Source organism: Streptococcus sp. LMAG:39, assembly GCF_008680485.1.
Classification (GTDB): Bacteria; Bacillota; Bacilli; order Lactobacillales; family Streptococcaceae; genus Streptococcus; species Streptococcus pasteurianus.
Map to the genome: position 1 here is coordinate 106,818 of NZ_NALE01000001.1, position 14,206 is coordinate 121,023.

Annotated in this window: 15 protein-coding genes; 1 reads left to right on the forward strand and 14 read right to left on the reverse strand. The window is 34.0% G+C overall.

The annotated features are described in order from the left end of the window. Positions 1-2: 2 nt before the first annotated feature. The 10 genes from CCC20_RS00520 to CCC20_RS00565 all read right to left on the reverse strand — a co-directional run bounded on the left by CCC20_RS00520 (position 3) and on the right by CCC20_RS00565 (position 8,729). Complete coding sequence (locus CCC20_RS00520) at positions 3-482, reverse strand: RrF2 family transcriptional regulator (protein WP_003064985.1); 480 nt, start codon at positions 480-482, stop codon at positions 3-5. Continuing rightward, positions 482-1,057, reverse strand: a complete 576-nt coding sequence (locus CCC20_RS00525) for an NAD-dependent epimerase/dehydratase family protein (RefSeq protein ID WP_041973451.1) — start codon at positions 1,055-1,057, stop codon at positions 482-484. The genes CCC20_RS00520 and CCC20_RS00525 overlap by 1 nt, the downstream gene beginning before the upstream one ends. A gap of 130 nt (positions 1,058-1,187) precedes the next feature. Beyond that, positions 1,188-2,009, reverse strand: coding sequence for a Cof-type HAD-IIB family hydrolase (locus CCC20_RS00530; RefSeq protein WP_048791440.1), 822 nt, complete (start codon positions 2,007-2,009; stop codon positions 1,188-1,190). A gap of 317 nt (positions 2,010-2,326) precedes the next feature. Beyond that, positions 2,327-3,832, reverse strand: coding sequence for a glycoside hydrolase family 1 protein (locus CCC20_RS00535; protein ID WP_003064990.1), 1,506 nt, complete (start codon positions 3,830-3,832; stop codon positions 2,327-2,329). A 91-nt stretch (positions 3,833-3,923) separates the two neighbouring features. Continuing rightward, complete coding sequence (locus CCC20_RS00540; protein ID WP_003064992.1) at positions 3,924-4,580, reverse strand: GDSL-type esterase/lipase family protein; 657 nt, start codon at positions 4,578-4,580, stop codon at positions 3,924-3,926. After that, a complete protein-coding gene (locus tag CCC20_RS00545; protein ID WP_117575199.1) occupies positions 4,577-5,404 on the reverse strand; it encodes a Cof-type HAD-IIB family hydrolase in 828 nt (275 codons plus the stop codon). Before CCC20_RS00545 ends, CCC20_RS00540 begins: the two co-directional genes overlap by 4 nt. Beyond that, entirely contained in the window at positions 5,401-6,219 is an 819-nt protein-coding gene (locus CCC20_RS00550) for a Cof-type HAD-IIB family hydrolase (RefSeq protein ID WP_043910407.1), read from the reverse strand. Before CCC20_RS00550 ends, CCC20_RS00545 begins: the two co-directional genes overlap by 4 nt. A 254-nt stretch (positions 6,220-6,473) precedes the next feature. After that, positions 6,474-7,907, reverse strand: coding sequence for a 6-phospho-beta-glucosidase (locus CCC20_RS00555; RefSeq protein WP_117567086.1), 1,434 nt, complete (start codon positions 7,905-7,907; stop codon positions 6,474-6,476). Positions 7,908-7,999: 92 nt separating this feature from the next. Beyond that, positions 8,000-8,341 (reverse strand): Lin0368 family putative glycerol transporter subunit, encoded by a 342-nt coding sequence (locus tag CCC20_RS00560; RefSeq protein ID WP_117567084.1) that lies wholly within the window; start codon positions 8,339-8,341, stop codon positions 8,000-8,002. Continuing rightward, on the reverse strand, positions 8,331-8,729 hold the full coding sequence (locus tag CCC20_RS00565; protein WP_117567082.1) for a Lin0368 family putative glycerol transporter subunit: 399 nt from the start codon (positions 8,727-8,729) through the stop codon (positions 8,331-8,333). The genes CCC20_RS00560 and CCC20_RS00565 overlap by 11 nt, the downstream gene beginning before the upstream one ends. A 157-nt stretch (positions 8,730-8,886) precedes the next feature. On the opposite strand from CCC20_RS00565, the gene CCC20_RS00570 reads away from it, so the two are divergent. After that, on the forward strand, positions 8,887-9,774 hold the full coding sequence (locus tag CCC20_RS00570; protein WP_003065005.1) for a MurR/RpiR family transcriptional regulator: 888 nt from the start codon (positions 8,887-8,889) through the stop codon (positions 9,772-9,774). 191 nt (positions 9,775-9,965) lie between these two features. On the opposite strand, the gene celB is transcribed toward CCC20_RS00570, so the two are convergent. From celB to CCC20_RS00590, 4 genes are read right to left on the reverse strand one after another with little or no spacing between them, the layout of a single operon-like run. After that, complete coding sequence (gene celB / locus CCC20_RS00575; RefSeq protein WP_287178277.1) at positions 9,966-11,318, reverse strand: PTS cellobiose transporter subunit IIC; 1,353 nt, start codon at positions 11,316-11,318, stop codon at positions 9,966-9,968. Positions 11,319-11,346: 28 nt separating this feature from the next. Then, on the reverse strand, positions 11,347-11,844 hold the full coding sequence (locus CCC20_RS00580) for a hypothetical protein (RefSeq protein WP_003065009.1): 498 nt from the start codon (positions 11,842-11,844) through the stop codon (positions 11,347-11,349). 16 nt (positions 11,845-11,860) lie between these two features. Further along, positions 11,861-12,175, reverse strand: a complete 315-nt coding sequence (locus tag CCC20_RS00585; RefSeq protein ID WP_003065011.1) for a PTS cellobiose transporter subunit IIA — start codon at positions 12,173-12,175, stop codon at positions 11,861-11,863. 7 nt (positions 12,176-12,182) lie between these two features. Next, positions 12,183-14,171, reverse strand: coding sequence for a BglG family transcription antiterminator (locus tag CCC20_RS00590; RefSeq protein WP_069788943.1), 1,989 nt, complete (start codon positions 14,169-14,171; stop codon positions 12,183-12,185). Positions 14,172-14,206 lie beyond the last annotated feature (35 nt).

Sequence of the window (14,206 nt, forward strand, 5' to 3'; positions counted from 1 at the left end):
AGCTATTTATTGAGATGATTTTTTACTCTGTTGCTCCAATTAATAGCACCATTCTCATAGGCTTCTTCTTGGAGTAAATCAGCAATTGTCAATGTATCCAACTCGTGATAGAATGCAAAAAGTCCTTTTTCCAATGTTTGTTGAACCTTATTTTCAACTTGCTTGACGTGACTTGTATCATCATAGATGTGATGAGCCATATGTTTGAATTCGATAACATTAGCTTGTAAATCAAGAGCAAAAAAGACGTCTTTAAGTGTGATAGTTGTCACAGATTGGGCTAACTGATACCCACCAACTTTACTAGCATTTGATTGAATGAGACCTGCTCTTGTTAATTTAACAAGGATTTTTTTCAAATAAGAATCCGACACTTCTAAAATATCACTAAGAACACGACTTTTAACTGGTGTATGATTTTCTTGTAAAGCTAACATCGTTAGCACATAAACGGCTTGCTCAAAGCTTTTATTTAATTTCATTATGACCTCTTGATTAGTTGTGTTATTAACTCATTAGCGACATCGTCAACATGGACAGGTTTTAGCATCTTTACTAAAACACCCACCACTTTCAAAATAGGAACCATTTTGGCTAAAGTATCAGCTCGTCCATTCCCATAGACAATCGTTGGCTCAACCACTGCTAATGGAATATCTGATTTTTCCAAAGATTCAATAATCAGCTTCTTCCCATTTACAAACGATTTCGGACCGAGAACACCACCAATAAACCCCATTGCTTTCACACGATGTTTTTCAGCAACCCTAAGCATAACTTGAGCAGGTAAATTATTAACTTTTTTAAATAGGTCAACATCTTTTTCTGGTCGTCCAATAAAATCGATAATATAATCAATTTTTTCTGGCAATACTGCTTCAACTGCTCCCACAGATGTGACGTCAACAGCTATATTTTTAATACGCGAATCCTTCAATTCATTTTTTCCAGAACGCGATAAAACGTAAAATTCAGCACTTAAGTCTTTTTTTAGCCAATTTTTAGTGACATTCCGACCGATATAACCATTTCCACCTAATAATACAATTGTTGTCATCACATGCTCCATTCTTTGGATATTTTTTATCTACGGTTTATATTTTATATCTTGAGACTTTTTTTATCAAAAGATAAGTTCAAAAAATTCTTAAGATTAATTATCTCAAGAATTTTGGTATTAAAATACTTTAATTTTCCTTTAAATACGCTTCGATAACTTGGAAAACGCCTGATTTGGTATTAGCTGGTGCAATAAATCTGGCTGTTTCTTTCACGCGCTCTGTCGCATTTTCCATAGCATAAGAATGATAAGCCAAAGATAACATGGCTAGGTCGTTATCTCCATCGCCAAATGCCATAAGTTCATCTGGGCTAATGTCAAAAAGTGTCATGATTTGCTTTAATCCCCAAGCTTTATCAATATTTGGTAGGACAACATCAAGCGCTCCAAAACCGCTTGCCATTGGCACCAAGTCAGGAAATTCACGCCTAAAATCGTTGGTTACCTTTTCTTCTGCTGACATTGGAACCTTCATGGTTATCTTATTAATGGCTTCTTGTGGCATTTCAGACATATTATCAAGTAAAATCACATTCGGAAAACTGTTATTATAGTAATCCAAACTGGCTTTATCTGCTAAGTTATCGCATGAAAAAGCCCCTTTGGTCATATAAGAATGCTCTGGCGATGAAACAACAACATGATAGTCATCAAAATGATGTTCATAGTAAGCAAACAAATGCTCCAACTGCTTCTCACTCAGATTTTTTAAAATCTTGGTCTCATTTTTCACAATAACGTGACTGCCATTGCCGACAACGTAAGCCAATCTATCTGATTGCTCACCAAAAATATGACGCATCCGCGAAATCTGATTACCAGTTGCCACGACAAATAAAATCTCACGTTTTTCTAATTCTTCAAGTATTTTTTCAAATCGCTCAATGTCATATCGCCCATTTTCATCTAAAAAAGTTCCATCCATATCAACTGCGATCATTTTTATCATAAGTCTATTACTCCTCACCATTCACTAAAACATTAACTCATTATATCATGAATTACAAAAAAGAGAAAACGCTTCAAACACTACTGAATTCACTCTAAAGTCAATCAATGAAAGGGCAACATCTGCACAAAATTTATAAAGCGCTTTTCTATTACTTAACCAAATTCAACTATATAAAATTTGTCTATAATTTCATTAGTTTACTATCACTTTATAGTAATAAAAGAAACATTACAACAATTCTTTTATTTCTTTCAACTTTAAAAAAACTTCCGCCAAAAGACGGAAGTTCCAGGAGTTCACATATTTTATACCGATTAACTATTTTGAGTTGATTCTTCGATAGCTTTTTGTCCATTGGTAGCTAAAACTTCCTTGTACCAATAAAAGCTATCTTTCGGTGTACGATTAAGAGTTCCTTTACCTTCATCATCCATGTCAACATAGATAAAGCCATATCGTTTACGCATCTCACCTGTACCTGCTGAAACAATATCAATACACCCCCAAGTTGTGTAACCAATGAGGTTAACGCCATTAGCAATCGCATCTGCCATGGCATTAATATGAGCACGGTGGTAATCAATACGATAATCATCGTGAATTGACCCATCTTCTTCAACCGTATCAAAGGCACCAAGACCGTTTTCAACAACCATTAATGGAACTTCATAACGATCATAAATCTTTTCAAGGTAATATTGAAGACCAACTGGATCATGTGCCCAGCCCCAATCAGAGTAAGTTAAATAAGGGTTTTTAGCACCTGCCGAGAAGTTACCAGATACCTGTTCACCACCTTCGTGAGTTGTCACATTGTTTGACATATAATATGAGAATGTGTACATATCAACTGTGCCGCGTTTCAAATCTTCAAGATCTTCTTCTGTAATATCTAAGTTAACATTGTGTTCTTTCCAAAGACGTTTCGCATAAGTACCGTATTTTCCTTTTACTTGAACATCCCCACAATAATAAATACCAGATTCCCATTTATGTTCGTTAGCTAGAATATCTACCGGATCACAAGTACCTGGATAGAATGTGATACCACAAATCATGTTACCAATCATAAAATCAGGATTGATAGCATGCCCAAGTTGTACTGCTTTGGCTGACGCTACGAATTGGTTATGTAGAACTTGATAACCTTCTTGGTAGTCGGCATCGCTTGCCTTTGCCCCAAACATATCAAGGAACATTGTCGTATTATTAATTTCATTGAAGGTTAACCAATATTTAACTAAACCTTTGTATTCATTGAAAATCACTTCACAATAGCGAACATAAAAATCAATGAGTTTTCGATTTTTCCAACCGCCATAGTTTTCTTCCAAGGCAAGTGGAGTATCAAAATGCCAAATTGAAACTAAAGGTTCAATATTATACTTACGACATTCTTCAAAAACTGAACGATAGAAATCTAACCCAGCTTGATTAGGCTCCTTATCATCACCGTTTGGAAAAATACGAGCCCAAGAAATAGACAAACGAAAAATTGAGTAACCCATTTCAGCAAACAATTTAATGTCTTCTTTATAACGGTGATAGAAATCAACTGCTACATGATTAGGGTAATGTTCAGTGTCAAGTACAGCATACTTAGCACCTTCTGGAATTTTACCATTATGTCCCATTGCTGAGACTTTACCAGGTTTACCATCTTTATCAATATACGTCATATAACGTGGTGCATCCACACTACCACCTGTTGTCACATCAGTCGCAACAAGTCCACGACCGTCCTCGTTATAAGCACCTTCGGCTTGGTTAGCAGCAATAGCCCCTCCCCAAAGGAAGTTTTTTGGAAATGTTTTTGTCATATATCGTTTTCCTTCTTTCAATTAAGTATAATAATATTATATTGTTATTTGAAAGCGTAATCTTGCATTATCATCTTATAAATTAATACTATCACATTAAGAATAGATTAATGATATCTGCAACTACTTGGTAACCCGCTACTGTCAAATGAAGTCCATCAAGTGTCAAATCACGTTTTAATTGACCAGACTCATCACAAAGCAAATCATGAACATCAAGCCAATATACCTTATCATTGGTCAATTCACTAAGATAAGCATTCAATTGTGAAATGCTATGATTGGTACGAAGACTTGGAGTACGTATAAATTCGGGAGATTCATTTATTGGAAAGACAGACATTAAAACAATATCTGTTTCTGGTAATTGATTATGAATCTCCAAAATGATTGTTTGAATGGTTTGATAAACCTCTTCTGGTCTACGAGTTTTTAAATCATTAGCGCCAATCAAAAGAAACACTCTATTGGGGTTCAAATCAATCACTTGACTATCAAGGTGCTTCAAAAGCTGTTGACTAGTGATACCATGAATCCCACGATTATATAATCGCACAGTTGACGTTAGTAATTCATGAACCGGAAAGAATTCCGTAATGGAATCACCGACAAATAGAATATTAGGATGTGAAACACTTTTATTAAGGGCTGCATATTTTTCCCGTAATTTATTCTGTTGATCCACTAAAATAAACTGACGGTACTCCTGCACATCAGCTTTATGATAAAGTTTTTGAAATTCTATCATCCAATTTCTCCCGTAATGATTTTTTCAATAGCTGTTAGTACACCATTTTCAGCATTTGACGGGATAATATTATGCGCTGCATTTTTGACTTCCTGAGAAGCATTTGCTACAGCAAAGGAATATTTTGCTAACGTTAGCATTTCAATATCATTTCCACCATCACCAAAAACTGCAATTTCTTCAGACTTAATACCATATTTGGTCATCAATACTTGCAACCCCCAAGCTTTATGAATTCCTGTCTGAATAATATCTACAGCACCGAAACCACTTGAAACAGCTCGTAAGTTACCATGAAATTCTTGATTAAAACGAAGTGTAACCTCATCAATTTCATCTAAGTCAATCATCATGGTAATTTTAACGATTTGGTCTTTCGGGCGCTTTGCAAAATCTTCTAGAAAAACGAGAGTCGAAAAAAATTGATGTAATTCATCTTGAGAAATTGAATAAGTATCTGATTCAAAAATCGTTCCTTCTAAAACATAAGATGCCTTGATACCTGATAAAATAACACGATAGGTTCTTAGCTTATCTGCAAAAAAATCAATAACAGCATCTACAAGATGTTCTGATAGAGCTTTTTGTTCTAAAACCCTGCCTTTATCAATGACTAGCGCTCCATTTTCAGCCACATAATCTATATTGCCAGATATATCTGAAAATATGGTCGTTAATCTTTCCAAGCGATTACCACTTGCCACGACAAAAGGAATATTTTTTTCAGTTAGTTGATCTAATAGTTGTTGAAATCTTTCTTTATCGTACCTACCTTGAGGATTTAAAAATGTTCCATCCATATCACTTGCAATCAACTTTATCATAACTTGTTACCTTTTAAAAAATAATTTGATAAAATTTGTAGTACACCATTTTCTTGATTTGATGGCGCCTCATAATGAGCAATAGATTTAATTTCCTGCGGAGCATTTGCCATTGCAAAGGAATACTTTGCTAATTTTAACATTTCAATATCATTGCCTCCATCACCAAATACCATGAGATTTTCTGGTCCATATCCCCAATGATTCAATAGAAAATCAAGCCCCGTTCCCTTGTGAACATGTGATGGGATTACATCAATACAGCCAAATCCGCTAGAAGTTGCAGCTAACTGATAATCAGCAAAAATTGTATTAATTTCTGTTTGAATTTTAGCAGTTAAGTCATCACGAACTAATAAAGTTACCTTAAAATAACGATCATCTGGAATAGGATGAAGATTATCAACATATTTTAAAACAGGAAGATAATAGCTTAACAACTCTTTTATTTTTTCAGGTGTAGATTTAGGGAGGTATGATAATTCTTTTCCAACTAAGTTAATTACTGTATCAGGGTAGTACTTTTCAATATAGTTTACTAGGGCTGAAACGGCTTCTACAGTCTCAAACTCCTCTTGCAACGTTCTACCATTTTCAATAATATGACCGCCATTCTCAGCAACAAAACTCATCTGATCTTTGTGCTTAGGAAACTGTTGAATAATTTGACGATATTGATTGCCACTTGCCGCGACAAATTTAATATCATCAGTCATAAATTTATCGAATAAATGTTCAAAAAGTACTTTATCGTAGGTTTTAGCATCCGTTAAAAACGTTCCATCCATATCTGTTGCGATTACTTTTATTGTCATAATACTCTCCTTCCACATTCATTATATGCTATCTCCTTGAAAATATCCTTGTTTATTATCAGAAAAACTAATACTATGATATGAAAAAATGATAATTCATAAAAAACTTATCATTTTTTATAATATATTCTAAAACACTACTTGATTGGCATGAGAGGTATTAATTTTAAAATAAGATAGTCTGCCATTGATTCATCTGTATTTGCTAATCTCCATATGACAATAGTCAACTTTTCTCCTTATGGCTTAACTTTCTAAAGTACTTTACCGTTTGAAGAAATAACTTTTTTATACCAATCAAAAGAATCTTTTTTGCTACGTTTTAGTGTTCCTGAACCGTCATTATTTCGATCCACATAAATAAAGCCATAACGTTTTTTCATTTCTCCTGTTGTAAATGAAACACAATCAATACATCCCCAAGGTGTATAACCTATAAGTTCTACACCATCCTCATCAATAGCCTTTTCCATCTCCTTAATATGACTACTTAAATAATCTATACGATATTGATCATGAACTGAACCATCTTTTTCCTTAACATCGATAGCACCAAAACCATTTTCAACAATAAAAAGTGGCTTTTCATAACGCTCATAAAAAATATTCAGCGCATAACGAAGACCAACAGGATCAATTGCCCATCCCCAATCAGATTCTTTGATATAAGGATTAGTAACTGTATGAGAATTTGAAGCCTCAACAGCGTTAGAAATATCACGATTAGCAGTTGAATCAACGGTGTTAGTCATATAATATGAGAATCCGATATAATTAACAGTCCCTTCAGCTAAGATTCGCTTATCTTCTTCAGTAATAGGAATATTGAATCCTTTGCGTTCAAACATCTTGAGGACGTAAGCAGGATAATGTCCACGTACTTGCACATCACAGAAAAACCATTTATCATGCATCGCTTGATGTGCTAGAAGTACATCTTCTGGACGTGAAGAATAAGGATAAGTCGGTACCATAGCAATCATATTTCCGATTTGAAAATCTGGATTGATTTCCTTGCCAATTTTTACAGCCAATGCTGAAGCAACCAAGGTATGGTGTGCACAAATATACATTGCTTCTTCAGGATTCTTATAGTCTCCAAAATGAACTCCTGAATTTGTCCAACCAAAAATATCATTAGCATAATTCATTTGATTATTAATTTCATTAAAGGTCATCCAGTACTTTACTTTTGACTTATATCGTTTAAAACATACCTCTGCAAACTTTACAAAATGATTAACTGTTTCACGACTCATAAAACCGCCGTTTGTCTTCGCCAATTCATAAGGCATTTCAAAATGTGATAATGTGATTACTGGTTCAATACCGTATTTCAACAATTCATCAAAGACCTCATCGTAAAACTGTAATCCTTCTTCTTCAGGTTCTGTTTCAAATCCCGTTGGAAAAATCCGAGACCAAGCAATACTTGTTCTAAAGCATTTAAAGCCCATTGCTGCAAAAAGTGCAATATCTTCCTTGTAACGATGATAAAAATCAATTCCAATATGATTAGGATAATAATTACCTTCGATCACCCCATTTGTGATAACACGTGGTATACCATGAGCACCAGCTGTCATGACATCAGCCACGCTTAAACCTTTAGAGGTTTCAAGAACACCGCCTTCAAATTGGTGAGCAGCTAAAGCGCCACCCCAAAGAAAATTTTTCGGAAAAGTCATCATTAAACTCCTTTTAAATATCATTGTATCTAGTAGTAAACAAAACTAATGATTTACAGAATAATAAATATATGCAAGAAAATTATTTTTTATCAAAAAATAATATTTAGCACAAGCCCCGCTAAAGAGCCTCCTACAAATGCAGCTATAACATTAACCCACGACTGATAGATTTTTCCACCTGATAATAATCCGTGAATATAAACACCAATACCAGTTGCTAGCCCCATGTCAATAAAAACATCTCCAGATTGTGTAATAAAAGAATGATCCATACCATGGTTAAGTAACCAAATTGGTCCGATAATAATAAATGCAGCTAGAAATCCTCCAAAGGCTTTCCACTTTAGAACTAATCTTCCCCAAATGGATAAAATCACAAAAGGTAAAGTAAAGCCTCCAAGCATTGTCAACAACATTTGACTAATTGTCATTTTTTCTTCTCCTTAACTCCTGTAAATAATGAACACTAAATCCTGCTAAAATTGCCCCAATTGTTACAAGAAACATTGTCATAAAACTTTTTGCAACGCCATTCCAGCCACAATCAATAGCATCGCGAATAAATACTGCTGTAGAAATACCAAGTCCCATATCAACTCCAATATCTCCACAATTGATCTTGACCATTCCCTTATAGTGAACGATATACCACAAAGGAAAAATAGCAATAATAGCTGCTATAAAACCTGCTAAATAACCAAAAGGGCTGGCAAAATACGACCAAATAGTAGGGACCAGAACACCTGCTAAAAAATATCCTAAAGTCGCTACCAAATATCGATGATACTTTTGAATAATTTTTTTAGTATTATATTTCAAGTAATTACACCCCCTTCTAACGTTTTTAGTTTAACATTTGCTATAATAAAATAGTGAGAATAATGACATTTTAGAACAGTGTTTTATTTTTTGAGTTTATTAACTATGATTTTTTAAAACAACGTTTCAACCTGTATCAATTTTTAAAAGGAGACTTATGTTTTTAATTGAAAAAATGGAAATATTTCCTTTCTCTACAAATGAACGCCACATTGTTAACTACCTCTTATCAGAAAAGCAGTCGATTGAGGGAATGAGTACTGCAGATATTGCTAAAGCAACATATTCTTCTAAATCAGCTTTAGTCAGAATCGCTAAAAAACTTGACTTTAGTGGATGGGTTGATTTTAAAAAAGCTTTTCTAACCGAGTTATATTACCTAGATAAACTTAACCAAAGTGTAGATGCTAATCTCCCTTTTTCTAAGCAAGATAACTTAATTACAATTGCCAATAGAATTGCTAAGTTAAAACAAGAAGCGATATTAGATACCGTTTCTCTTTTAGACAATGCTACACTAGAACAAGCAGTCAATTTACTAGAACAAGCAAAAAGTATACATATTTTCGCTGCTAGTAATAATCTTCTAAATGCACAAGAATTTCAACATAATATGAAACGCATTCAAAAGGATGTTCATGTTCATCAGTTACATGGCGAAATTCTTTTTGATGCTTATTTAGTACCAAAAGAATCTTGTGCTTTGGTTATTAGTTATTCTGGTGAAACACTTTCCTTACAACGTGTCATGAAACTTTTACGTCGTCATCATATCCCTATTATCTTGCTGACAAGTCTTGGGGAAAATAAATCAACTAATCTCACAAACTGTATCTTACGTCTAGCAACTCGTGAAAAACTTTATTCAAAAATCGGCACTTTTTCTACGGATGCTTCAATCACATATCTCTTAGATTTACTTTATTCAGGAGTATTTGCTCAAAATTATGAAAATCGATTAGCATTAAGAATTCACGCGTCACAACTTATCGAGTTTGAGCGAACATCAAGTTCTAAAATTCTAAATGAAGCAGAAGAAGAGTAACTTGTTTTCATCTTCGTCTCCCACTTGGTGCTTTCGCGACAAATACAGCAAACAACTCACCGAATTCAAAGAACTCCACGACTTCTCAGCATCTGCTGACGTCCCAGAGAATTAACAAAAAATACCCTATATTGAAGTAATCATATAGGGTATTTGTGATAAAAAAGAGTGGGTGACCCCACTCTATCATTTTACGCTTCAATTCCTTCTTCTTTTAACAATTGTTGATCATAACAACGAACAAATGGCCAATAAACTAGGAAGGCTGCAATCGCACAAAGAAGTGCTACAGGAATTGCTTTGACATCAGCTGTACCAAGAAAAGCACCTATACCAACTGGAGTTGGCCATGGAACTTGTGCAATAACAGCATTAATCAAATTAAATTTCATTGCAAAATAGTAAATACTCATTGAAACAATCGGTGCTGTCATAAATGGAATAGCCAAAGCAGGATTATAGATAATTGGTAATCCAAAAATTAAAGGTTCATTAATATTAAATACAGCAGGAACAACAGAAGCCTTACCAATAGCACTTAATTGAGTTGAACGTGCTCGGAAAGCGCACCAGATACAAAGACCTAGAGTTGCACCAGAACCACCTGCAATAACAAACATGTTAGAAAATTCACCTGCTACAATATAGTGTGTTCCATCTGCAGCATTACTTGCCATGTTAGCCAAAGCAATCGGACTAACGAATGCAAAAATAATATTTGCCCCATGAATACCCACAATCCAAAGCGCTTGTGTTAGTAAGTAAATAATGACTAAACCAATCCAAGTATTTGTTAAATTACCTACAAATGCGAACGGAATCGCAATAACTTGGAAAATATCAGTACCGAAGGCAACGAGAATACCATTAACAATGATAACAGTAAAGGCTACAACGAATCCAGGAATTAATGCTGTAAAGCCTCGTGAAACACCTTCTGGAACTGATTCTGGCATTTTAATAACCCAGTTATGTTTCACACACATACGATATAACAATACTGTCACAACTGCCATAATAATTGCTGTGAAAATACCAGTTGTACCAAAACGTGTAACCCCATTTGACATAGCCCAACCATCAGCTACAACTGTACCTTCCTTTAGGCTTGTTACCGCAGACATTGCTCCGCCTTCAAAAATAATTTGAGGTACCGTCATAATAAATGCAAACAAAGCGAGTAAAGCACCATTTAGCGGAGTTAGATTTAAATCTTCTTCCTCTGCATAAATTTTTGTTAACTCATAAGCCATAGCAAGGACAAAGTACAATGAAAGTGATCCCATAGTTGCATAATAAGCAATCATATAAAGATCCGTAAATTTATCAAAAGATGCCGAAAAAATATTAGCTACAATAGGCCAGAATGAGAATGCTTGTGGCAAAATAGAAAATACCAAAAACATTGATCCAACAATCGTAAATGGTACTGCTGCCATACCAGCTGCTGTAATAGCACGTACAACCTTAAATTGAGCAATGACACTCATTGGCCCCATTAAATACTTATCTAGCAAGCCAAAGAATCCTTTTTGTTCTTCCATATTAAACTCCTTCTAAAATAACAAGCCATTATAAGACTTTTCCAAAAGCTTGTTGAAAGCGATAATAAAATTTATCTGTATTATTTTTCACTTGTTCAATCCGTTTGAGATTTAAACGGCTAATAAACAATCCTAATAACTGTAAGGTAATAACAAGTAGCTTAACGCTCATATGATCGCTAAATATTGGAAATGCATTTCCAAATTGGTGTGGTAAGATTACTAACATAATAGCAATAACATTTACAGCTATTTGTCCTAGAAAAGCAAGTTTGGTCACTTTTAAAACTGCTTTCATTTTACCATATAAGGTAAATTGTTCTGCTATTGCTCCTATAAGCAAACATAACTCTATAATTGGCAGGATTATAATGAAATTGAAACGATACGATAAAATCATTATCCAATAAATATTAGCAAAGAATAGTAAGGCAAGTGAATACCTAAAAATCATGTATCGAGAAAACAAATTATTTTTCAAAGTCATTTCTTGCTTTAAATCTCTATTTTTCGTATCTCTTACCATACTTATCCCCTCTCAACTAATTAACTTTTTTATATAACTCTAGCATTTCGAGTGCAACTTCTCGAAGTGTCATTGTTGTCATCAAATGATCTTGAGCATGAACCATAATGATTTCAACCTTAACTTCTTTACCACCTGCGTACTCTTGTAGTAAATTGGTTTGTGCCTGATGAGCTTTCAAAAATTCTTCATTCGATTCCTGTAACTTCTGTTCTGCTAGTTCATAATTTCCTTCACGCATAGCGTCAAAAGCTTCATGAACAATCGTTCGTGCATTACCGGAATTTAAAATAATTTCAAATGCTGCAACTTGTAACTCTTCTGGATTCATATAATCCTTACCTTTCTTTTATTTTAAAAAATAGCGTTCTAAATTCTTCAAATGATTGACAGGCTAACATTTGTTTTTGAAGTTCTGGTTCATCTACCAAATCAACGATTGCAGAAGTCAGCTCTGGCAATCCATCATTTTCATGAATAGACATAGACATTAAAAAGACAATCTTGACTGATGGGTATTCCTCATCCCAGAATAAATCATCTTTGATAAGCGCAACTGCAAAATGATGCTTACAGCCAACAGCTTTCACCGGATGTGGGACTGCAATGCGGTCACCAAAGATAATGGAACTCATTTCTTCACGTCGCTTTATCATATCAAGCAAACGTTTTTCAAACTGTTCATTTTCATTCTTAGAAATGCTCTTAACTAGTTTCTTTAATAACTCATTTTTGGAAATATTGGACAGAATAAAGAAAGAATCTTCTGAAAAATAACCATCAAATACTTCTCTCACACTAAATTCAGATGTTTTGTCTTCCATTTTTCGTAACGACGTTGATGTCTCTAAATGTGAAATACCGTGCTTAATATCTTGCAATTCTTCATCTGTCAAAAAGACTGATACGGTAAAGACTGGAATATTGAAAATCAAATTTGACAAATCAATGGATGAGATGATAAAATCAATGCCTTTCAACTTTTCATCATTAATCTCATAGTAACCTATGACATCTGCAATTAAAATCAGATTTCCCAACTCATTTTCAATCCTACTTTTCAACATCTGTGCGCTACCGTATCCTGTTGCACAAATGACAAGTACATTGTATTTTCGCTGCTCTTTGTAGCGTTCTTTAGCAGCCATAAAATGTAGAGCAATATATGCAATTTCATTTGGCGTCAAAGAAAAAGATTGAAAAGTTGGCATGATGGTAACGAGTTGTTCAGCCAATTGAAACATATCTGGGTAGTTTTTCTGAATTTCCACTGTTAAAGGATTTTCTAATACTACCTTACCTTCTAAGCGAATTAACATAGTTGATAGGTGCGCTAATAATCCCTCAATTAGCTGAAAATCATTTTTAACCTCTGAATCTATTTTCCCAATGCCATCAATAAGCTCTTGACGCATAGACTCTTGCATCTTTTCAGAAATACAACGTGCATTTCCGTGACTTTTTGATATCAAATGCAAGGTGATGTAATCTACTTCTTCTACTGGAAAATCAATTTTAGTTGATACAGACACGCGTTTTAAAATACTGTCCGCAATCTGACGCTCCGGTAGCTCACGTAAATTTAACTCGTCTTCCTCTAAGCTACTGATTTTAAAACCTTCAGTAATACGACGAATAGCTAAAGCGATATGAATAACTAGATTTTGAATAACAAAATCAGATAACTTAAGTCCACCCTCTCGACATTCATCAAGTACAATAATAGTCAATTCTTCAAAAGAAATTCGTTGATTAAGCAATTCATTATCAACATAAGAATGCATCATATCCATAAAACCAGACGAAATAAAATAATCCATAATGAACCGTCTTTTATCGCGTTCTAACCCTGTTACATAGACACCCTTATTTGCCTTGCTTTCAATCTTTAAATGATATGGTTTAAATTTTTGTCTTATTTTTTTAAAATCACTAGATAACGTTGATCGACTAACATACAACTCATCAACTAAATCATCAAAATAAATTTCATTTTGTTCAAATAGAAGTTTGTTTAGTAGATAATTGTAACGATCATTGATATCCGTAATACTATGATAATCAAAATGGTTATCATTGATACGATTTTCTTCCAAAAAATCAGCATAAGCATCATCATCCGAAATACCTAGCTTATAGCCATAACCTTGTTTGGAAATCAAATCGATACCCGAATAATCATCTAATTTTTCAACAAGTGTTTTATAGTAAGTTCTAATTGTTCTGTCCGAACATTTCAAGTGTGTTGCTAATTCTTTGCTCGTCACAAATGTATCCTTATCTTTCATTAGAAATTGGATAATTTGCTTTTCTTTTTTATTTAACACAGAAAAAGGTACCTCCAAACAACGATAGAACTATT

Excerpts from the sequence above, each read along its gene's own strand:
- CCC20_RS00535 (WP_003064990.1), bottom strand. The coding sequence starts at position 3,832 with ATGACAAAAACATTTCCAAAAAACTTCCTTTGGGGAGGGGCTATTGCT.
- CCC20_RS00545 (WP_117575199.1), bottom strand. The coding sequence starts at position 5,404 with ATGATAAAGTTGATTGCAAGTGATATGGATGGAACATTTTTAAATCCT.
- CCC20_RS00580 (WP_003065009.1), bottom strand. The coding sequence starts at position 11,844 with ATGGTAAGAGATACGAAAAATAGAGATTTAAAGCAAGAAATGACTTTG.
- CCC20_RS00570 (WP_003065005.1), top strand. The coding sequence starts at position 8,887 with ATGTTTTTAATTGAAAAAATGGAAATATTTCCTTTCTCTACAAATGAA.
- CCC20_RS00550 (WP_043910407.1), bottom strand. The coding sequence starts at position 6,219 with ATGACAATAAAAGTAATCGCAACAGATATGGATGGAACGTTTTTAACG.
- CCC20_RS00560 (WP_117567084.1), bottom strand. The coding sequence starts at position 8,341 with ATGACAATTAGTCAAATGTTGTTGACAATGCTTGGAGGCTTTACTTTA.
- CCC20_RS00555 (WP_117567086.1), bottom strand. The coding sequence starts at position 7,907 with ATGACTTTTCCGAAAAATTTTCTTTGGGGTGGCGCTTTAGCTGCTCAC.
- CCC20_RS00520 (WP_003064985.1), bottom strand. The coding sequence starts at position 482 with ATGAAATTAAATAAAAGCTTTGAGCAAGCCGTTTATGTGCTAACGATG.
- CCC20_RS00540 (WP_003064992.1), bottom strand. The coding sequence starts at position 4,580 with ATGATAGAATTTCAAAAACTTTATCATAAAGCTGATGTGCAGGAGTAC.
- CCC20_RS00585 (WP_003065011.1), bottom strand. The coding sequence starts at position 12,175 with ATGAATCCAGAAGAGTTACAAGTTGCAGCATTTGAAATTATTTTAAAT.
- CCC20_RS00530 (WP_048791440.1), bottom strand. The coding sequence starts at position 2,009 with ATGATAAAAATGATCGCAGTTGATATGGATGGAACTTTTTTAGATGAA.
- CCC20_RS00525 (WP_041973451.1), bottom strand. The coding sequence starts at position 1,057 with ATGACAACAATTGTATTATTAGGTGGAAATGGTTATATCGGTCGGAAT.
- celB (WP_287178277.1), bottom strand. The coding sequence starts at position 11,318 with ATGGAAGAACAAAAAGGATTCTTTGGCTTGCTAGATAAGTATTTAATG.